This window comes from Mesorhizobium sp. M0833 (assembly GCF_040319905.1).
Taxonomy (GTDB): domain Bacteria; phylum Pseudomonadota; class Alphaproteobacteria; order Rhizobiales; family Rhizobiaceae; genus Mesorhizobium.
The window spans coordinates 99,005-118,572 of sequence record NZ_JAMYOQ010000001.1 but is presented as its reverse complement, the minus strand read 5'-3'; the positions used below and the strand labels follow the sequence as shown (position 1 = coordinate 118,572).

Annotated in this window: 19 protein-coding genes; 1 reads left to right on the top strand and 18 read right to left on the bottom strand. The window is 63.3% G+C overall.

Annotation, left to right across the window (positions count from 1 at the left end; all coding sequences use genetic code 11):
* Positions 1–44: 44 nt before the first annotated feature.
* The 6 genes from truB to rimP form a co-directional block, all read right to left on the bottom strand.
* A complete protein-coding gene (gene truB, locus NKH98_RS00550) occupies positions 45–998 on the bottom strand; it encodes a tRNA pseudouridine(55) synthase TruB (RefSeq protein WP_352895871.1) in 954 nt (317 codons plus the stop codon).
* On the bottom strand, positions 998–1,423 hold the full coding sequence (gene rbfA, locus NKH98_RS00545) for a 30S ribosome-binding factor RbfA (RefSeq protein ID WP_352470068.1): 426 nt from the start codon (positions 1,421–1,423) through the stop codon (positions 998–1,000). The genes truB and rbfA overlap by 1 nt, the downstream gene beginning before the upstream one ends.
* A 123-nt stretch (positions 1,424–1,546) precedes the next feature.
* Positions 1,547–4,114 (bottom strand): translation initiation factor IF-2, encoded by a 2,568-nt coding sequence (gene infB, locus NKH98_RS00540; protein WP_352895866.1) that lies wholly within the window; start codon positions 4,112–4,114, stop codon positions 1,547–1,549.
* Positions 4,111–4,761: an RNA-binding protein gene (locus NKH98_RS00535; protein ID WP_352644408.1), complete on the bottom strand. Its 651-nt coding sequence runs from the start codon at positions 4,759–4,761 to the stop codon at positions 4,111–4,113. The genes infB and NKH98_RS00535 overlap by 4 nt, the downstream gene beginning before the upstream one ends.
* Before the next feature lie 38 nt (positions 4,762–4,799).
* Positions 4,800–6,395: a transcription termination factor NusA gene (gene nusA, locus NKH98_RS00530; protein ID WP_254816266.1), complete on the bottom strand. Its 1,596-nt coding sequence runs from the start codon at positions 6,393–6,395 to the stop codon at positions 4,800–4,802.
* Positions 6,396–6,441: 46 nt separating this feature from the next.
* Positions 6,442–7,074 (bottom strand): ribosome maturation factor RimP, encoded by a 633-nt coding sequence (gene rimP, locus NKH98_RS00525; protein ID WP_352895863.1) that lies wholly within the window; start codon positions 7,072–7,074, stop codon positions 6,442–6,444.
* Between the two features lie 280 nt (positions 7,075–7,354).
* Here rimP and NKH98_RS00520 point away from each other — a divergent pair, with 280 nt between their 5' ends.
* Positions 7,355–7,519, top strand: a complete 165-nt coding sequence (locus NKH98_RS00520; RefSeq protein ID WP_352895860.1) for a hypothetical protein — start codon at positions 7,355–7,357, stop codon at positions 7,517–7,519.
* 60 nt (positions 7,520–7,579) lie between these two features.
* Here the strand turns inward: NKH98_RS00520 and trmB are convergent, their stop codons facing one another.
* From trmB to NKH98_RS00460, 12 genes are all read right to left on the bottom strand, one after another.
* Positions 7,580–8,281, bottom strand: coding sequence for a tRNA (guanine(46)-N(7))-methyltransferase TrmB (gene trmB, locus NKH98_RS00515; RefSeq protein ID WP_352895857.1), 702 nt, complete (start codon positions 8,279–8,281; stop codon positions 7,580–7,582).
* A gap of 11 nt (positions 8,282–8,292) precedes the next feature.
* On the bottom strand, positions 8,293–9,582 hold the full coding sequence (gene metK, locus NKH98_RS00510) for a methionine adenosyltransferase (RefSeq protein WP_023719567.1): 1,290 nt from the start codon (positions 9,580–9,582) through the stop codon (positions 8,293–8,295).
* A 331-nt stretch (positions 9,583–9,913) separates the two neighbouring features.
* Entirely contained in the window at positions 9,914–10,333 is a 420-nt protein-coding gene (locus NKH98_RS00505; protein WP_023676895.1) for a helix-turn-helix domain-containing protein, read from the bottom strand.
* Positions 10,334–10,470: 137 nt separating this feature from the next.
* Positions 10,471–12,057, bottom strand: coding sequence for an apolipoprotein N-acyltransferase (gene lnt / locus NKH98_RS00500; protein ID WP_352895854.1), 1,587 nt, complete (start codon positions 12,055–12,057; stop codon positions 10,471–10,473).
* A 69-nt stretch (positions 12,058–12,126) separates the two neighbouring features.
* On the bottom strand, positions 12,127–13,200 hold the full coding sequence (locus NKH98_RS00495; protein WP_352896311.1) for a hemolysin family protein: 1,074 nt from the start codon (positions 13,198–13,200) through the stop codon (positions 12,127–12,129).
* A 28-nt stretch (positions 13,201–13,228) separates the two neighbouring features.
* Positions 13,229–13,726 carry an rRNA maturation RNase YbeY gene (gene ybeY, locus NKH98_RS00490; RefSeq protein ID WP_352895853.1) on the bottom strand — a complete coding sequence of 166 codons (498 nt, stop codon included), beginning with the start codon at positions 13,724–13,726 and terminating at the stop codon, positions 13,229–13,231.
* A 17-nt stretch (positions 13,727–13,743) separates the two neighbouring features.
* On the bottom strand, positions 13,744–14,736 hold the full coding sequence (locus NKH98_RS00485) for a PhoH family protein (RefSeq protein ID WP_352464821.1): 993 nt from the start codon (positions 14,734–14,736) through the stop codon (positions 13,744–13,746).
* Between the two features lie 83 nt (positions 14,737–14,819).
* Positions 14,820–16,229 (bottom strand): tRNA (N6-isopentenyl adenosine(37)-C2)-methylthiotransferase MiaB, encoded by a 1,410-nt coding sequence (gene miaB / locus NKH98_RS00480; protein ID WP_352895850.1) that lies wholly within the window; start codon positions 16,227–16,229, stop codon positions 14,820–14,822.
* Between the two features lie 62 nt (positions 16,230–16,291).
* Positions 16,292–17,092 carry a lyso-ornithine lipid O-acyltransferase gene (olsA, locus tag NKH98_RS00475; RefSeq protein ID WP_352644422.1) on the bottom strand — a complete coding sequence of 267 codons (801 nt, stop codon included), beginning with the start codon at positions 17,090–17,092 and terminating at the stop codon, positions 16,292–16,294.
* Positions 17,093–17,113: 21 nt separating this feature from the next.
* On the bottom strand, positions 17,114–17,608 hold the full coding sequence (rimI, locus tag NKH98_RS00470; protein ID WP_254816257.1) for a ribosomal protein S18-alanine N-acetyltransferase: 495 nt from the start codon (positions 17,606–17,608) through the stop codon (positions 17,114–17,116).
* Complete coding sequence (gene tsaB / locus NKH98_RS00465) at positions 17,608–18,300, bottom strand: tRNA (adenosine(37)-N6)-threonylcarbamoyltransferase complex dimerization subunit type 1 TsaB (RefSeq protein WP_352644425.1); 693 nt, start codon at positions 18,298–18,300, stop codon at positions 17,608–17,610. The genes rimI and tsaB overlap by 1 nt, the downstream gene beginning before the upstream one ends.
* Before the next feature lie 159 nt (positions 18,301–18,459).
* On the bottom strand, positions 18,460–19,566 hold the full coding sequence (locus NKH98_RS00460; RefSeq protein ID WP_352895846.1) for a DUF1513 domain-containing protein: 1,107 nt from the start codon (positions 19,564–19,566) through the stop codon (positions 18,460–18,462).
* Positions 19,567–19,568 lie beyond the last annotated feature (2 nt).

Sequence of the window (19,568 nt, the reverse complement as noted above, 5' to 3'; positions counted from 1 at the left end):
CAAAATAGAATCCGGTTTGGAGATCATGCGCCGGGCGACAGCTGTTACCCGACAAAGACCCGCTTTGGCTTGAACATGCCTTGCTCGATAGCGCCGATGGCGACCAACTTACCGCGCGCGGTGGCGCAAGCCTCCTCCGCTTCTACCGGCGCATCACGGCCGCGAATGATGACCGGATTGCCGAGGCGGATTTTGGTTGCCGCATCATCGCTGATCGCGACCTGCGGCAGGCATTCGAGGGCGGCGGCGGTGTCGACCAGAAGTGCATCGATGGCACCGAAGTCGATCGGGGCGTCCCCTGCTTGCGGCTCGCCCTGCTCGCCGAAGCGGGCGGCTTCCAGCTCGGCCAGGGTGACGAAATCATCCTGCGTGAACGGCTCGACCTCGACCCGCCGCAGCTCGGCAATGTGGCCGAAGCAGCCGAGGTCGCGGCCCATGTCGCGCGCCAGCGAGCGGACATAGGTGCCCTTGCCGCATTCGACCTCGAAGATGGTGCGATCGGCCATGTGCTCGACCAGATCGAGCCGGCCGATCTCGACCTCACGTGCCGGAATGTCGATCGTCTCGCCATCGCGGGCAAGATCGTAGGCGCGCTCGCCGGCGATCTTGATCGCCGAAAATTGCGGCGGTGTCTGCATGATGACGCCGGTATATTTCGAAAGCAGCGCCCGTACGTCGGCTTCCGCCGGACGGCGGTCCGAGCTTTTGGTCGCCGGGCCTTCGAGGTCGTCGGTCGAACGCTCCTCGCCCCAAGCAACCGTGAAGCGGTAGACCTTGGCGCCGTCCTGGACGTATGGCACGGTCTTGGTCGCTTCACCGAGTGCGATCGGCAGCATGCCGGACGCGAGCGGGTCGAGTGTGCCGGCGTGGCCGGCCTTTTCCGCCTGGAACAGCCATTTGATCTTGGACACGGCTTCGGTCGAGCCCATGCCGACCGGCTTGTCCAGTACCAGCCAGCCCGAGATCGGCCGGCCCTTCTTCTTGCCGCGACGCGCCACTATTCGCTGTCCTTCCGGTCGTCTTTGTCTTTGTCGTCGGCGCTGAGATCGCGCGCCACTTCGGGCGAGTGCAGCAATTCGTTGATCTTCTGGAAATTGTCGTAGCTGGTGTCGAGCCGGAAGCGGAATTCCGGCATGTACTTCATCTGCCGCAGCGCGCCGGAGACGCGGCCGCGGACGAACTTCGCATGCTTGTTGAGCGCTTCGACCACCACGCCGGCATCCTTGGCGCCAAGCGGCGAGACGAAGGCGGTGGCGATCTTCAGATCGGGCGACATACGCACTTCGGAAACCGAGACCACGGCATTCTCGATCAGCGGATCGAGAATCTCGCCGCGCTGCAAAGTCTCGGAGAGCGCATGGCGCACCTGCTCGCCGACGCGCAGCATGCGCTGGGATGGGCCTGATGTGATTGAACGGGGCATTTTTCTCTATCCTGAAATCGTGGGGCGCGGGATAGGACCGCACCACATGTCTCATATGGTTTGGGCGGCGGTCTTTCGACCACCGCCCGGTCTCGATGGATGCCCGAACTCGAACGTTCGAGCTCAGAGCGTCCTGGTCACCATCTCGACGCGGAAGCACTCGATGACGTCGCCGGCGCGCATGTCCTCGTAGTTCTGGAAGGCCATGCCGCATTCTTGGCCGGCCGGAACTTCCGAAACTTCGTCCTTGAAGCGCTTCAGGGTCTTCAGTGTGCCTTCGTGGATGACGACATTGTCGCGGATCAGGCGCACGCCCGCACCACGCTCGACCTTGCCTTCAGTGACACGGCAGCCGGCGATCTTGCCGACCTTGGTGATGTCGAAGATCTCGAGGATCTCGGCATTGCCGATGAAGGTCTCGCGACGCTCCGGCGAGAGCAGGCCGGAAAGAGCCGCTTTCACATCATCGACCAGATTGTAAATGATCGAATAGTAGCGGATCTCGATGCCTGCCGCAGCCGCGGCTGCGCGGGCCTGCGCGTTGGCGCGAACGTTGAAGCCGATGATCGCAGCCCCGGACGTTTCCGCCAGCGACACGTCGCTTTCCGTGATGCCGCCGGCCCCGGCATGGACGATGCGGGCGCGCACCTCGTCGGTGCCGAGATTGTCGAGCGCCGCATTGATCGCCTCGATCGAGCCCTGCACGTCGCCCTTGATGACCAGCGGGAATTCCTTCAATCCGCTTGTCTGCAATTGCGACATCATCTGTTCAAGCGAGCCGCGCTGGCCGGCATGTCTGGCCACCGCCTTCTCGCGCGCGAGACGCTGGCGATATTCGGTGATCTCGCGGGCTCGGGCCTCGTTGTTGACAACGGCGAAGCGGTCGCCGGCCAGCGGCGTACCTTGCAGACCGAGGACTTCTACCGGCATTGCCGGCGGCGCTTCCTTGACTTGCTCGCCGCGATCATTGACGAGCGCGCGTACCCGGCCCCATTCGTTGCCGGCGACGAGAATGTCGCCCGGCATCAACGTGCCGGTCTGCACCAGCACGGTAGCGACCGGGCCGCGGCCCTTGTCGAGCTGGGCTTCGATGACCACGCCTTCGGCGGTGCGGTCCGGATTGGCCTTCAGGTCGAGGATTTCGGCCTGCAGCAGGATCGCTTCGAGCAACTTGTCGAGATTGATGCCCTTGGTAGCCGACACCTCGACATCCAGCACCTCGCCGCCCATGGATTCGACGAACACTTCGTGGCGCAGCAGTTCCGAACGCACCTTCTGCGGGTCGGCGTCATGCTTGTCGATCTTGTTGATCGCCACAATGATCGGAACGCCGGCCGCCTTGGCATGATTGATCGATTCGATCGTCTGCGGCATGACGCTGTCGTCGGCTGCCACCACGAGGATGGCGATATCGGTCGCCTGGGCACCGCGGGCACGCATCGCCGTGAAGGCGGCGTGGCCGGGCGTGTCTATGAACGTGATCTTGTGACCGTTCTTCTCGACCTGATAAGCGCCGATATGCTGGGTAATGCCGCCAGCTTCGCCGGACACGACGTTGGCATTGCGGATGGCATCGAGCAACGAGGTCTTGCCGTGATCGACATGGCCCATGATCGTTACCACCGGCGGACGCGGCTGCAGGTCCTCCGGACGATCGGCGATGTTGAACAAGCCCTCTTCGATGTCGGACTCGGCGACGCGGCGGACCGTGTGGCCAAATTCGGTGGCGACCAGTTCGGCCGTGTCGGCGTCGATGACGTCTCCAGGCTTCAGGATCTGGCCCTGCTTCATGAAGAACTTGACCACGTCGACAGCGCGCTCGGACATGCGCTGCGCCAGCTCCTGGATGGTGATGGTTTCGGGCAGGATCACTTCACGCATGACTTTCTCGCGTGGCTCGTTATGCAACGCGCGCTTGAATTTCTCCTGACGACGGCGCATCGACGAGAGCGAGCGGGCGCGCGCATCCTCGTCGGAAAGAGCCGAATTCAGCGTCAGCTTGCCGCGGCGGCGGTCTTCCTCGCCCTTGGTCGGCTTGGCAGGACGCGCCACTTCGGGCGTGACCAGACGGCGCACTGGTGCACCGGCACCGGTCCGCTTCGGCTTGACCTCTTCCTCGTCATCGACTGTCGCCAGTTCGGCGGCGAGCGGCGCGCGGCGGCGCGCCTCTTCCTCGGCACGGCGGCGGGATTCAGCCTCGGCTTGCAGCCGTGCCTCTTCCTCGGCCTGACGGCGAGCCGATTCCTCGCGCTCGCGGCGGCGGCGCTCTTCGTCCTCGCTGCGGCGCTTGGCCTCCTCGATGGCGCGCTGGCGATCCTCGACATCGCGGACCTTCGAGCCCTCGAGAGCCCGGCGGCGTGCTTCCATTTCCTGGCGCGACAACTCGTTCAGCACCATGCCGCCGCGCTCGACCGACGGCGGAGGCGGCGGCGCCTTGGGAGCTTCCTGCACGGCAGGCGCTGCCGCAACCGGCTTCGGCGTGAAAACGGACACAGGCGCTGCCGCCGGCTCCGGCTTGTCGCCAGGCAGCGAGAACTTGCGCTTCTTGGTCTCGACGACCACCGACTTGGTGCGGCCATGCGAGAAGTTCTGGCGCACCGTGCCCTGTTCCATACCGGGGCGCTTCAGCGTCAAGGTCTTCTTCGGCGTAACACTCAGCGTCTTGTCGTCGCCCGATTTCGTATCGCTCATTCCATATCCTCTGCGGCATCATCTTCGTCAGCAACGGCCGCAAGCATTGCCAGATCGTCCGGGGAACCGCCCCGATATCGGTCGAGCGCAACCATGCGCTTCTGGACCGCCCTGCCCGCGTCGCCCGCGAGAACGGCAGCATGTATCACATTTGTACCCCCCAATGCCAAGCTCAACTCGGCCTCGGAGAAAAGTTTGTAAGCGCGGATCGCAGGCCCGCCGAGGTGGACGGTTGCCCGTCGCGCCTGGCTTATCTTGCGGACGCCATCGTCGGAAGCCTCGGTCGCGTGGAGCACGAAAAGTGCAAGTCCGCCGCGCACGGCACTCTCGACCTTGGTCGCTCCGAGCGCTATGGCGCCCGCCTTGCGGGCCAGGCCAAGCATGCCCAGAGCGGACCTGGAAAGCAGCGCGTCGACCATACCGCCAAGATCGGCTGGCACGCTCACCTGCGCCTTAAAAGCACGGGCAAACAGGTTTTTCGCCGCTGCCTTGTCTATATGTAGGCGGTCGGCCGTCACCCAGCAACCGCGGCCGGGCAGGTTTCTCTTGATGTCCGGAACGACGGCCGAATCCGGGCCGACGACGAAACGGATCAGTTCATCCGGTTCGGCTTGCCTGCGGGTGACGATGCAGGTGCGATCGTTCATCTCGTCCAAGGGCGGGTTCGGTGCGATGCGGTTTCACCTCACGCACCGACGGTTTCGTCAGCCGGCACGCCCTCGGCGGCAAGCTCGTCTTCGGTGATCCAGCCAGCCTTCAGGCGAGCCGCCAGGACCATCTGCTCGGCATCGGCGCGTGATACGCCATGGTTGGCGAGCACACCCGGGAATACCTTCGTCTCGCCGTCCTTGCGTTCTTTCCAACCGGTCAGGTCGTCGGCGGCGTAGCCGGCGAAATCCTCGATCGTCTTCACGCCGTCCTCGCCGAGCGTCACCATCATGGCGGTGGTGATGCCGGGAATCTCGCGCAATTCGTCCTTGACGCCGAGGGCCTTGCGCTTCTCGTCGTGCTCGGCTTCGATCTTCTCCAGATATTCGCGGGCGCGGGTCTGGATTTCCGAAGCAGTGTCCTCGTCGAAGCCGTCGATCGACGCGATTTCGCCGGAATCGACATACGCGACTTCCTCGACGCTGGTGAAGCCTTCGGAGGCGAGCACCTGGCCGACCATCTCGTCGACGTCGAGGGCTTCCATGAACAGCGACGACCGTTCGACGAATTCCTTCTGGCGGCGTTCGCTCTCTTCCTGCTCGGTCAGGATGTCGATATCCCAGCCGGTGAGCTGCGAGGCAAGACGGACGTTCTGGCCGCGGCGGCCAATGGCCAGCGACAACTGATCGTCGGGAACGACGACCTCGATGCGCTCGGCATCCTCGTCGAGCACGACCTTGGCGACTTCCGCCGGCTGCAATGCATTGACAATGAAGGACGCCGCCGAAGGCGACCACGGAATGATGTCGATCTTCTCGCCCTGCAATTCACCGACGACCGCCTGGACGCGGCTGCCGCGCATACCGACGCAGGCACCGACCGGATCGATGGAGCTGTCGCGCGAGATGACAGCGATCTTGGCGCGCGAACCCGGATCGCGGGCGACCGACTTGATCTCGATGATGCCGTCGTAGATTTCCGGCACTTCCATGGTGAACAGCTTCGCCATGAACTGCGGATGGGTGCGCGACAGGAAGATCTGCGGGCCGCGCTGTTCGCGGCGCACGTCATAGACATAGGCACGGACGCGATCGCCATACTTGTAGTTTTCGCGCGGAATCAGCTCGTCGCGGCGGATGATCGCCTCGCCGCGGCCGAGATCGACGATGACATTGCCGTATTCGACGCGCTTGACGGTGCCGTTGACGATCTCGCCGATACGGTCCTTGTATTCGTCATATTGCCGGTCGCGCTCGGCCTCGCGCACCTTCTGCACGATGACCTGCTTGGCCGACTGGGCGGCGATACGGCCGAAATCCATCGGCGGCAGCTGTTCGGCAATGAAATCGCCGAGCTGGGCGTCCGGATTTCGCTCGCGCGCCGAGGAAATGGCAATCTGGGTCGCGTAGTCGTCGACGTTCTCGACCACTTCCATCAGCCGCTGCAGCTTCATCTCGCCGGTATTCGGATTGATATCCGCCCGGATATTGGTTTCCTGGCCGTAGCGCGAGCGCGCGGCCTTCTGGATCGCATCGGCCATGGCGGCGATGACGATCGACTTGTCGATCGACTTCTCACGCGCGACCGCATCGGCGATCTGCAGCAGTTCAAGCCTGTTGGCGCTTACAACCATCTTCTTTCTCCCGAGCTTGTCGCCGACCTTACCGCCGGCAGCCCAATCACATTTCCTGTTCGGTTTCGTCTTCCGCACCCGCTGGTGCGTCTTCGGGTTCGCCGCGGCGTTTCCTGGCTTCCTTGCGCGCCCGGTTGTCCTTCGACAGTGCATCGCGGATAAGATGGTCGGTCAGAACCAGCCGCGCTTCGGCAATCGCATCGTAGGGAACACGCACCGTCGGCTCCTCGCCGTAAGCGGCCTTGTCACGCTCGATCAGCACACCGTCCGCGTCGCTTTCAGCGATCTTGCCCTTGAAGCGCTTGCGGTCGGCGACGAGAACCGACGTTTCCATCTTCACCAGATGGCCGGTCCAGGCTGCAAAGTCCGATTTGCGGACCAGCGGCCGGTCGATGCCCGGCGACGACACTTCGAGATGATAAGCCTTCTCGATCGGATCATCGACATCGAGCGCCGGCGACACCGCCCGGCTGACCTCTTCACAATCCTCGACCGTCATGGTGCCGTCCTCGCGCTCGGCCATGATCTGCAGCGTCAGCCCGTTCTGGCCCGACAGGTGCACACGTACCAAGCGGAAGCCAATGGCGCGCAGTACCGGCTGAACGATCAGGGCGATGCGCGCATCGATGCCGCTTTCGCGGATGATGCGGTCGTCGCCTTCGCTTGCCGTCACTGTCATTCGGTCCTGTCGCTCGATCCCTGCTGGTCGGCAGGTAATAAAAAAGAGCGGGACCGGGTGGACCCACTCTTCGTCATACCGACCAAGAATTTGAACCTGATATAGACGATCGTGGTCCTCGTTTCAAGCCCGTCGTGCATGACGGCAAGGCTCCGAGTCCGCAGCGCTGCGCCAAATGCATGGCGCCCATGCAGTGATCCCCCTTTGAGCACCGGCCACGCACGACTATCTATGTTGCATTGCACAATTGGAGCGATCACTGCGCTCGAAAGGTACCATCATGAACGATCGTGGTTTTTTTTCAGCCATAGGCGATGTCTTTAGCGTGTTCGGCAGCGCCGTAGCCGCGTCGCGAGCTGTCGAAAGCGGCCGCAAGCCGCGTGCGCATGATCTGCGCAATCTCGGCATGGAGCCGGCAGCCTTCGACAAGATCCGTCGCTTCTGAGCCAAGTGAGCGCCGAGAGCCTTCGGCCCGCTCGCCTTGTGCTTAGCTCTAATTTCCCGCTTATTTCCGCACGAAGGTCAGATAGGCGGGCCGTCGGCCTTCGCGAATGGCCTTGGCCTCATAGCGCGTCCCCGGCCAGCCATCATAGGGCCGATGCCAGTCGGCTGCTTCGCTTGCCTGCCACGTGAAGGCGCCGTGCGCCCGGCAATGCAGGAGCGTCCAGTTCACATAGCTGTCGATGTCGGACGCAAAGTGGAACTTTCCGCCGTGCTTCAGGACGCGCGCGAATCGGTCGAGATTGACCGGGCTGACGAAGCGCCGCTTCCAGTGCTTCTTCTTCGGCCACGGATCCGGATAGAGAAGGTCAATGCCGTCAAGCGAAGCCTGCGGCAGCCAGTCCAGCAGGCGTGTGGCGTCGTCGTCATAGACGCGCAGATTGGCAAGCGGCCGCTCCCGGACCGCCATCATCATCTTGGCCATACCGTTGACGAAAGGCTCGACGCCGATAAAGCCTGTCGCCTGGCTGGCCGCGGCACGGTGCAGAAGATGTTCGCCGCCGCCAAAACCGATTTCGAGCTGGACAGCGGAAACTCCGGCTTCGAAAAGGCTGCGCAGATCGGCCGGCGGTTCAACCGTCAGATCGAGCTTGTAGGCGGCAAAGCCGCTCTCCAGCGCCGCTGCCTGCTGTGGTCGAATGGTCTTGCCGCGCCGGCGACCGAAAAACGCCTCGGTCGCACGGCTTGGCCGGTCCTTCGGGTCCATAGGCGCCGCAGTTATGCGGCGACTGCTTCGGCGACCGGTTCGGCGAGAGCGTCCTTGAGCGCCTTGGCGAGATCGGTCTTCTCCCAGGAGAAGGATCCGTCGCGGCCGGCCTTGCGGCCAAAATGGCCGTAAGACGACGTCTTGGCATAGATCGGCTTGTTGAGATCGAGGTGGCGGCGGATGCCGGACGGCGACAGGTCCATCACGGTGCGCAGTGCACGCTCGAGCTTTGCCTCGTCGACCTTGCCGGTGCCGTGGAGGTCGACGTAGATCGACAGCGGCTGGGCGACACCGATCGCATAGGAAAGCTGGATAGTGCAGCGATCGGCGAGCTTCGCGGCAACCACGTTCTTGGCGAGATAGCGCGCCGCATAGGCGGCCGAGCGGTCGACCTTGGTGGTGTCCTTGCCGGAGAAGGCGCCGCCGCCATGGGGCGCAGCCCCACCGTAGGTGTCGACGATGATCTTGCGGCCGGTCAGGCCGGCGTCGCCGTCGGGCCCGCCGATGACGAACTTGCCGGTCGGGTTGATGTACCAGTTGCAATTGTCGGCGATCTTCAGGTCGCCCAGTGCTTCGCGAATATAGGGCTCGACAACGTTGCGCACCTTCTTCGAATCCCATGTCTCATCGAGATGCTGGGTCGACAGCACGATCTGCGTCACTTCCGCCGCTTTGCCGTCGACATAGCGGACGGTGACCTGGCTCTTCGCATCCGGCCCGAGCCTGCCTGCATCACCGCTGCCTTCATGGCGCGCAGCGGCCAGCAATTCGAGGATCTTGTGGCTGTAATAGATCGGCGCAGGCATCAGGTCCGGGGTTTCGCGGCAGGCATAGCCAAACATGATGCCCTGGTCGCCGGCTCCCTCCTCACCTTGCCGGTCGGAGGCGTTGTCGACGCCTTGGCCGATATCCGGCGACTGGCCGTGCAGCAGGACCTCGATCTTGGCCGTCTTCCAGTGGAAGCCGGCCTGCTCGTAGCCGATTTCGCGGATTGCCTTGCGGGCGACCGACTTGAACTTGGCCGGGTTGACAATCGGATGGCCGGCCGCATCCTTCAGGACATTGCCCTCCTTGTCCTTCTTGAGCAGCGTTTCGGGGACGCGCACCTCGCCGGCGATGACAACGCGATTGGTTGTCGCAAGCGTCTCGCAGGCAACGCGGACCTTCCACGGGTCCATGCCGGTCTTTCTAGCTTCGCGATAGACGAGATCGACAATCTCGTCGGAGATGCGGTCGCAGACCTTGTCGGGATGGCCCTCGGCAACGGATTCCGAGGTGAAGAAGTAATTGTGCCGCGTCACGGGTGTCCCCTCTTGAAAAAATATCGGCAGGCCGCCGATTTTGGCGCGCCAGTTGTTAACGGTGCCGGGCGCCGGTCGTCAAGCCATGCAGCCGTTCTGGCATAAATTTTGACGTTATTTATCTTTGCATCCCGAGACGGCGGCAGGGCGCACTGCGATCAGCCCTTGCGCCAACAGACTGAGGGAAAACGGCTTCGAGGAAGCGTGTCGAGCAAAATCGATCCGCGCTTTGGCGCATCTGCGGAATGCACATCCCTCGATGCGGGCAAGCGCGAGAAATTGCCTGCCCAGCCACGACGAACTCTACCTCTTTGAACTCTTCGCGAGCCAGTCAATCGACCTCGTCGGTGGAGAGCGACTTCACAAGCTCAATGATCTTACGGCGCACTTTCACGTCGGCGATCTTGACGAAGGCGCGATTCAGCTGGAGCCCTTCCGGGCTGCCGCAGAATTCGACGGCGGAGGTCATCGACGCATCCTCGGCAAATCCACGGTTGCCCACGGGCTCCTGACCGGGCGCATCCTCGAAAAAGAAGGCGACGGGCACGCCGAGTATGGAGGCGATTGCCTGCAAACGGCTGGCGCCGACGCGATTGGTGCCCTTTTCGTACTTTTGGATCTGCTGGAACGTTATGCCGAGGTTTTCGCCCAGTTTTTCCTGGCTCATTCCCAGCATATTGCGGCGAAGCCGGATGCGGCTTCCGACGTGGATGTCGATCGGATTCGGCTTTTTCTTGTTTTCTTCTGTCATTTTGTCCTCGCCGAATTTTTCCGGCTTTTTCTACTTTGCTGCCCAAACGACGCCGCGGCCCGTGCCCCAACAGAACGACCTTATCGACTTCGAAAATTTTCAGGCGCTTACAGTATGAGTTTCTAATGTGTCGGCTGTCAATTCGCCCGTAGCCTTTGCCTTACGTTCAAAATGCATGCCGCTACGGCGAGCAAAAACATGATCAGCATTCCGTTAATGCGTCGTTGGCTGGAGGAAACGATGGCTTGGTTGGAGATCGGCACACGCACATCGATGGCGCCGCGTGCATCGATTGCCAACGCGTCGACGATGCGGCCGCGCGGGTCGACAACGGCCGAAATGCCGTTATTAGCCGCGCGTAACAGGGGCACCCCATTCTCCACCGCCCGGATCTGCGCCTGCCTGAAGTGCTGGTACGGCCCCGGCGTGTCGCCGAACCAGGCGTCATTGGTGACGTTCACAATAAGCTCGGCTGACGTTGCGTCAACCGCGACGAGATCGGAGAAGATGACCTCATAGCAAATAAATGGCAGCGCTCGGATACCGCCGGGCAGCGTGATCGGGTGCCGCTCATTGCCCGCCGCGAAGGTCATCGGACCGGCAACAAGCTGCTCAAGCCCGAAGCGGCCGAGCAGATCGGCGAAAGGCAGATATTCGCCGAAGGGCACCAGGTGGACCTTGTCCACGGCATCGACGATTTCGCCCCTGTCGTCGATCGCCACGACCGAGTTGTAGTAACGGCTGCGGGCCGCCGAGCCGCCTTCCTCGCGAACGACGCCGGCAACCAGCATCTGGCCATCGCCAAGCATCTCTCCGATGGCAGGCAAGGCATCCGGACGTTCGGTGAACAGAAACGGCACGGAGGTCTCCGGCCACAGGATCAATTGCGGCCTGTCATGGCCGGGTTCCGGTGCCTTGGCCGAAAGCCCCATCATGGTGGCGAAGATGCGGTCACGCACCGAGGCATCCCATTTTTCCGTGAGATCGACGGCAGGTTGCACGATACGGACGTCGAGGCTATGGGCCGCCGGTTTTTCGGGGGCGGCGAGCCGGATATAGCCGAAGCCGGCATGGGCGGCGACGAGAACGACAAGCAACGCCGCGCCGAGGCGAAGATGCTGGCGCGCCGCAAGCAGCGCCGGCAGCGCGAAGACGAAGACCGCAAGCGCGTTCATGCCGACCATGCCGGTCACCGAGACGCTCTGCATCAGCAAAGGCACCGGCATCGCCGCATAGCCGACGGCATTCCACGGAAAGCCGGTGAACAGGAAGCCGCGCAGCCATTCCGCCAGCGCAAAGCCGAAGGCGAGCGCGGCGATGCGGCCGATGTCGTTGCTCCACAACAGCCGGGCAACCACGGCAGCGAAACCGTAAAAGAAGGCCAGCGCGAGGGGGATGCCGACCACCGCGAACGGCAAGGCCCAGGCAAAGCTGTCGGCCTCGACCAGAAGCGCCGAGCCGACCCACCAGAGACCGGCAAGAAAGTAGCCGAAACCGAACCACCAGCCGACGGCGAAAGCCGGCCGCAAGCGCCGCAGAAAACCGTCCGAGGCTTCGCCGGTCGCGCCATCGAGAAGCCACACCAGCAGTGGGAACGAAACGAAGCAGACGGCGAAGAAATCGTAAGGCGCCTGGGCAAGAACCGCCAGCGCCCCGGCAAGAAACGCCACCAGCGCGCGCCGCCAGCCCCAAAGCAGAATTATCCGGCCGGCCTGGCGCTCCATCAATGCTTCCGAGTCGTGCGAATCAGGAAGCAAGATTTATCAGGCCGCGGGCTTGGCTCCAAACAAACCCTAAGCCTGCTCGGTGCGGACGGCGCGGCGCCGCCGCTCGCCCTTCAGGGTCTCGACGATGCGCACGCGCTTGACGCGGCGCGGATCGGCGTCGAGCACATGAAACTCGAAGCCGGGTATGGCCTGCACCACTTCGCCGCGCGCCGGCACCCGGCCAAGCGTGTTGAAGATCATGCCGCCGATCGTGTCGACATATTCGCCGTGCTCGCCGGCGGCGAAATCCTCGCCGATCATCTTGGCGACGTCGTCGATCTCGGCCTTGCCGTCGACGATGAAGACGCCTTCGCCGGCCTGGGTGATCATCGGCTCGTCCTCGTCATGCTCGTCCTCGATGTCGCCGACCACCATCTCGACGATGTCCTCGAGCGAGACGAGGCCGTCGGTGCCGCCATATTCGTCGATGACCAGCGCCATCTGGGTGCGCGTCGTCTGCATCCGTCCCATTAGGTCGGAGGCGAGCATCGACGGCGGCACGAACAGCACCGGTCGGATCAGGTTGAGATCGCCGATGGTGCGCGCCAGATCGACCTGGGCGAGATCGAGAACCGTCGCGACCGGGGTTTTCCTGGTCGTCCTGCCCTTTCTGACGCGGGCGACCTTGGTGATGTGCGCCAGCACGTCGCGGATATGGACCATGCCGCGCGGGTCGTCGAGCGTCTCCGAATAAACCGGCATGCGGGAGTGGCCGGACTGTTCGAACACCCCCAGAAGATCGCCGAGCTTCGTCGTGATCTCGACCGCCTCGATGTCGGCGCGCGGCACCATGACGTCCTCGACCCGCACTTCGCGCAGGCGCAGGATGTTGTTGAGCATGGCGCGTTCGCCGGGCGAAAAGGATTCTGCATCGCTCGCCGTTTCGGCAAGCGCACCGGCAATCTCCTCGCGCAGGCTGGTGCCGTTGCGATGCCTGAAAAGCCCGAGCACGCGATCGAACAGGGAAGGACCGGCAGGCGATGCCTCGCTGGCGAAGCCGCCGGTCGTGGTACTCGGACTCGAGCCCTCTTCCGTCGTTTCGGAAGGCTTGATCACACTGCCGGCGTCGGAGCGGGCGGCAGTCTCTGGTTTGTCGTTCATCATCGTCCGGTCAATTGGTCTTTTGTAATTACGTGTAGGGATCGGGAATGGCAAGCCTCGCAAGTGCTGCGCGCTCTGTCGCTTCCATCAGGTCCGCTTCGGCATCCGTTTCGTGATCATAGCCCAGCAAATGCAGCAGGCCATGGATGACGAGATGGGAGATATGGTCCTCGACGGGCTTGTCTTCCAGTGCCGCCTCGCGCGCGACAGTCTCGGCGGCCAGCACGATGTCGCCGAGCATCGGCGGCAGAGGCCCGCCCCTGGTAAAGGGAAAAGCCGGAAAAGACAGCACGTTGGTCGGCTTGTCCTTGCCGCGCCAGCCGGCATTGAGCGTACGGATATGGGCATCGTCGGAAAAGACGATGCTGAGCTCGGAACGACCGTCCGCACCGGTTTCGGCAAAGGCGGCCGATACGGCGTGGTCGACCAGCCGCGTCAGCGTCGTCTCGTCGGGCCAGTCGCCCGCCTCTATGGCGATATCGATCTCGACGGGAAGCGGCCCTCCCGCCTTTTGCTCCTCAGCCATGCGGCCGCATAATCATATCAGCTTTCGACACCCAAGCCCCTGGCCAGCTTGCCGTCACGGTCGTAGGCCTTGACGATCTCGGCGACCAGCGGATGTCTGACGACGTCGCCTTCATTGAAGCGGACCGTCACCATGCCGGTAACGCCGTCGAGAATTCTCAGCGCCTCGACCAGGCCGGACTTGGTGTTCGGCGGCAGATCGATCTGGGTCGGATCACCGGTGACGATCATGCGCGAGTTCTCGCCGAGCCGGGTCAGGAACATCTTCATCTGCATCGGCGTGGTGTTCTGCGCCTCGTCGAGGATGACGGCGGCATGCGCCAGCGTACGGCCGCGCATGAACGCCAGCGGCGCGATCTCGATGACCTCGGCGGCAATCGCCCGTTCGACCTTGTCGGCCGGCATCATGTCGTAGAGTGCGTCATAGAGCGGCCGCAGATAGGGATCGACCTTCTCCTTCATGTCGCCCGGCAGAAAGCCAAGCCGTTCGCCGGCCTCGACCGCGGGGCGCGACAGCACAATGCGTTCGACCATGCCGCGTTCGAGCAGCATTGCCGCGTGCGCCACCGCCAGGTAGGTCTTTCCGGTGCCGGCCGGGCCGATGCCGAAGACGAGTTCCGACCGCTCCAGCGCGCGCATATAGGCGTCCTGGTTCAGCGAGCGGGCATAGATGGTCTTCTTGCGTGTCGATATCTGGGCGGCGGACACCTTGCCCTTGCGCTCCAGCGTCGGCAGCGTCAGCTGGTCGTCGGTGGCGATCGCCATGCGCACCGCACCGTCGACATCGGACTGGCCGATATCAGTGCCTTTCTGCAGAATGCCGTAAAGATTGTCCAAGGCGCGGCGTGCCTGCTCGGCGGCCGAGGAAGAGCCCTTGATGGTCAATTGGTTGCCACGCGAGCGGATGTCGACGCCGAGCTTCTGCTCGAGCCGGGCCAGATTCTCGTCGAACTGGCCGTAAAGGGCGCTGGCAAGCTTGTTATTGTCGAAAGTCAGTACGATGTGCGCCATATCCGAGGCCCCGGAGGGTAGATTCTGGGGCAGGTTCTTGACTTCAGCAGCGCTCAACCGTCTCTCCTCATCTGCCGAGGCCTTCAGGCCAATTCGGCGAACAGGCTGTTGTAGCCCGTCTTCGTGATTCGTACCTGGATAATGTCACCGATTTCGCCAGCCTTTTCATCAACAATAACCGGCTGCAGCCACGGCGAGCGGCCAACCTTCTGGCCGGCCTGGCGGCCCGGCTTTTCGACCAGCGTGTCGATGGTCCTGCCGACCAGGCTTGCGCCGAAATGCTGCTGCTGTTTCAGAAGCAGCGCTTGCAATCGCTGCAGGCGCTCGTCCTTGACGGCCTCCGGCACCTGATCGTTCATTTCGGCGCCCGGCGTGCCGGGCCGCGGAGAGTATTTGAACGAGAAGGCCGAGGCATAGTTGACGTCTTCCACCAACTGCATCGTCGCCTCGAAATCCGCTTCCGTCTCACCGGGAAAGCCGACGATAAAATCGCCGGACAGTGCGATGTCGTTCCGCGCGGCACGGATGCGGTCGATCAACGTCAGGTAGTCCTTAGCCATATGCCTGCGGTTCATCGCCCTGAGTATGCGGTCGGAGCCGGATTGCACCGGTAAATGTAGATAGGGCATCAGCGCGGGCAAATCACGATGGGCGGCGATCAATTCATCGTCCATGTCGCGCGGATGGCTGGTCGTGTAGCGCAGCCGCGCCAGACCTGGAATCTCTGCGAGCCTGAACAGCAGCCGGCCAAGGCCCCATTCCTCGCTGTCTTCGCCTCTTCCATGCCAGGCGTTGACGTTCTGGCCGAGCAGCGTCACCTCGCGCACGCCGGCATCCGCCAGGCGCTCGGCCTCGGCGACGATCTGTGCCACCGGCCGCGAGACTTCCGAGCCGCGCGTATAGGGCACGACACAGAAGGTGCAGAATTTGTCGCAGCCTTCCTGAACAGTCAAGAACGCCGTCACGCCGCGCCTGATCAGTTCGGCGCGCTTGGGCTGCGGCAGATGCTCGAACTTGTCCTCGACGGCATAGTCGGTCTCGACGATCTTTTCTCCGCTCCGCGCCTTCGCCAGCACAGCGGGCAGCCGGTGGTAGGTCTGCGGGCCGATGACCAGATCGACGGCCGGCGAGCGACGGATGATCTCGGCACCCTCGGCCTGCGCCACGCAGCCGGCGACGCCGACCAGCATTTCGCGCCCGGCCTTGGCACGTTCCGCCTTCAACTCCCGGACGCGCCCAAGTTCGGAATAGACCTTTTCCGCCGCTTTCTCGCGGATGTGGCAGGTGTTGAGCAGCACCAGATCGGCCTCGCCAATGGCGTCTGTCGCGGCATAGCCGTCGATGGCCAGAGCATCGGTCATGCGCTGCGAATCGTAGACGTTCATCTGGCAGCCATAGGTCTTGACGAAGACCTTCCTGGTCGCGGCAGGCGGAACGACCAGGTCTTCGGCGGCAGCGCCGAGGTCGTCGCGTTCTATCGTGTTCAATTCCATTTCGCGGCTTCTAGCGCCTTTCCCTGACAAAAAACAGACGAATCTGGCCGGTATCGCGCAGACTACCGGCTCGGGCGCGGTTCGGCGAGCGCCGCCTGCACCATCTCGCGCACCTGGCGTTCCATCTGCTTTGCCGTCTCCTTGCGGCTGGAGCCCTTGGAGAAAGCAATCGCTTCGCCAAAATGCACCTCGACGTCGAGAGCGCCCTCGGCCATCAGCACCTTGAGGTGCGGCATCAGTTCCTCATCGCCGATCCAGGCGGCAACCGGCCGATGCCGGCGGCCGAGTGGCACGCCATGCAGGCGCGTATAAACGATCGCAACCGGCTGGATGAAGACCTGTTCGGCCGCCCCTTCAGCAATCGCCATCGTAGCGGCGCCGAACAGTGTGCTCTTGAACGGCAGGATCATGTTGCCGTCGCCGGTCGAGCCTTCGGCGAACAGCACCATGGCGTCCCCCTTGGCCATCCGGCGGGCGATCTCGCTCGCCTGGTCGCCCGACGAACGTTTGCGCTCACGTTCGATGAAGACGGTGCGTTGCAGCTTCGACAGCATGCCGATCAGCGGCCAGCCTGCCATGTCGGCCCTGGCGATGAACGTCACGTCGACCATCGATCCCAGCACCATGATGTCGGTCCAGGAGATGTGGTTGGCAGCAATCAGCAATGGGCGTTGGCCGGATAGCGCCCCTTTGACATGGATGCGCAGCCCGAGCGCCCTGATGATCATCCTGTGCCAGATCTTCAGGATGAAGGTCTCGCGCCAGAGCCCGGTCTTCATCGACAAGACCTGCAGCGGCACAAGCACCAATGAGCCGACGACAACCAGCCCCAGCGCCAGGAAAACCCTGATTTTTCCTATCATCCGCACCACCCCGGCGTTTGGCTAGCGAAGATCGCGGCGCATGACAAGCGCGCCGGTCGGGCCGTGCTCCGGCGACTTGTAATAGTTGGCGCGCTTGCCGACCTCGCGGAAGCCGAGCCGCCGGTAGAGCGCGATCGCGGCGACGTTGGTCTCGTCGACCTCAAGGAAAAGCGCCTCGGCGCGCTGTGCGTGCAGTTCACGCAGCACCGCATCCATCAATTGCCAGCCGAGCCCCCGGCGCCGGTGCGAGCGTGCCACTGCGACCGTCAGGATCTCCCCCTCGCCGGCGGCCAGCCGCGCCAGCACGAAGCCGACCGGCGGCTTGGCGCCCTGTCCGGTCTCGCGCGCGGCATAGCCGAACACCGTGTCCTGCTCGAGCAGCGCGGCGAATTCGTCGTCGGTCCACGGCCGCGCGAAATCCTCGCGATGCAGCACCGACATGGCCGCGCTGTCGGCAACCGTCAGCGGCTCGATCGCATAGTCCCTGCGACGCGGCTGGAGGAATGGAATGCGCATCAGTTTTTTTGCCTGGATAGAACAAAGCCGGCCTGCGGCTTGGCGTCGGCGCCCCGCAGATAGAGCGGTTTCGGCTTTTCGCCCTCACCGTGTTTACCGGCACCTTGGGCCGCAGCCAGCCCGGCATAGACAGCGATGTCGGCGGTGGCCGCCGTCCCGCCGAGATCGAAGCTGCTCCCGGCTGCCGCGGCAATTTGGGTTGCCGCCGTGCCCGCCAGAACCGGAGAGATGTCGATCGCCATGGCTGCGGCTTGCGAGAGCGTGGTCACAGCCGGACCATAGATCAGAACCGACCTCTCATCGTAAAGTGCCGCATGGATCTCCTCGCGGCCTGCATCGAGCGCTGCGAGCACGGCGCGGCGGGGAAATATCGCTGCGGTCTCTGCCGCCAGTGCCTCCAGAGTCGTCACGCCGATCGCCGGGATTTTCAGCGCCAGCGCTAGGCCGCGCGCCGCCGAGACGCCGACTCGCAGACCGGTGAAGGAGCCAGGACCCGTCGAAACGGCAATGGCGCCGAGGCCGGAATAGTCGGTTCTGCTGGTCCCCAAAGCTTTTTCGATGACACCCATCAGATGCTCGGCATGCCCCTTACCGAGATCGAGCACCGAACGGCCGAGTTCTTTCCCGGCCGCCGCGTCGTAGACGCAGGCGGCGCAGAGATTTGCGGCACAGTCGATGGCAAGCAACTTCATGAAGCGGCCGGTTGAGACAGGTTTGAAAACAGCTTCCCTGTGCCCGCCAGGGCTGATCCCCGCAAGGGAATAATGGATAAATCGTCAGGCGACTTGGCTTCGGTGCGGGTCCAAGAATGTAAGTTCCAACGCACGCAATCGCCACAATAGGTATCGGAACTAGCCGACTTGCTCGATACGCAGCAGGTGATTGTCCCAGACATAGTCCGGCTCGGAACGTGTCGGGCCACCGGACTCGACGATATCGCCGGCGCCGGTCGTCGCCATGAAGCTTTCCCCATCGGGCGCAACGCCGCAAACCTCGACCAGCGCCTTGGTGGCGACGATGCGGCCGCTGGCCGTGTCGATCACGGCAAGCGAATTCCCCTCAGGCGAAGACACGGCGATGGTGCCGACGGCAGGGTTGGCCGCGACCGAGCCGATATAGTTCCTGAAGCCGGAGAGCACGTCCTGCGGCATATCGAGCAATTGCAACTCCTTGCCGCGCGGCGCGCGGCCGACCAGCGGGGGACGATTGGTACCCGGCCCCCTGTACTGACAGCCGAACCAGACGGTGCCGGACCGGTCGGCATCCATATGGCGGATCGACAGTTGGTGCAGCGCCGGCGGCAATTCGTGCTTTTCGGTGAGATCGCCGGTCAGGCGGTCGACCAGAACATAGGAAGGCTTCATCGTCGCGATATTGAGCTCGGCGCGGCCATAATCCGGATGCGTCTCGATACCGCCATTGGCGACAGCGATTGTCCTGCCGTCGGAGAGAAGCAGAAGTTCGTGCGGCCCCATGCCGTAGGTCGGGATCTCGCCGATACGCTTGAATTTCGCATGCGCGTCATAGACGCCGACGACGCCGGCGGCATTGTCGAAATCGTTCTCGGTTGCGTAGAGCAGCGTGCCATCGGCCGAAAACACGCCATGGCCGAAGAAATGCCGGCCGGCAGCGCTGGCAATGGTGTGCGGTTCATCGCGGCCGGTATGGTCGAAGACGACAGCAAAGGTGCCCGGCTGCCTGGCAAACACCACCGAACGCTTAGACACCGGGTCGAAGGTAACGTCGTGGCCCCGATCGGGCAGATCGATCGTGTGCAACAACTTTCCGGCCTCGGACAGGACCGCCGCGCCATAGCTGCCGTCGCGCTTGACGAAAGCCGTGGCGAAGACCGCGTCGGCGTCGAGTGTATTTGCCCAGGCCGACGGCGCCATCGCCGCCACGAAACCAGCGCCCGCGGCCCTCAGGAAATCGCGCCGATCGATCAGCGGCGTCCTCATGA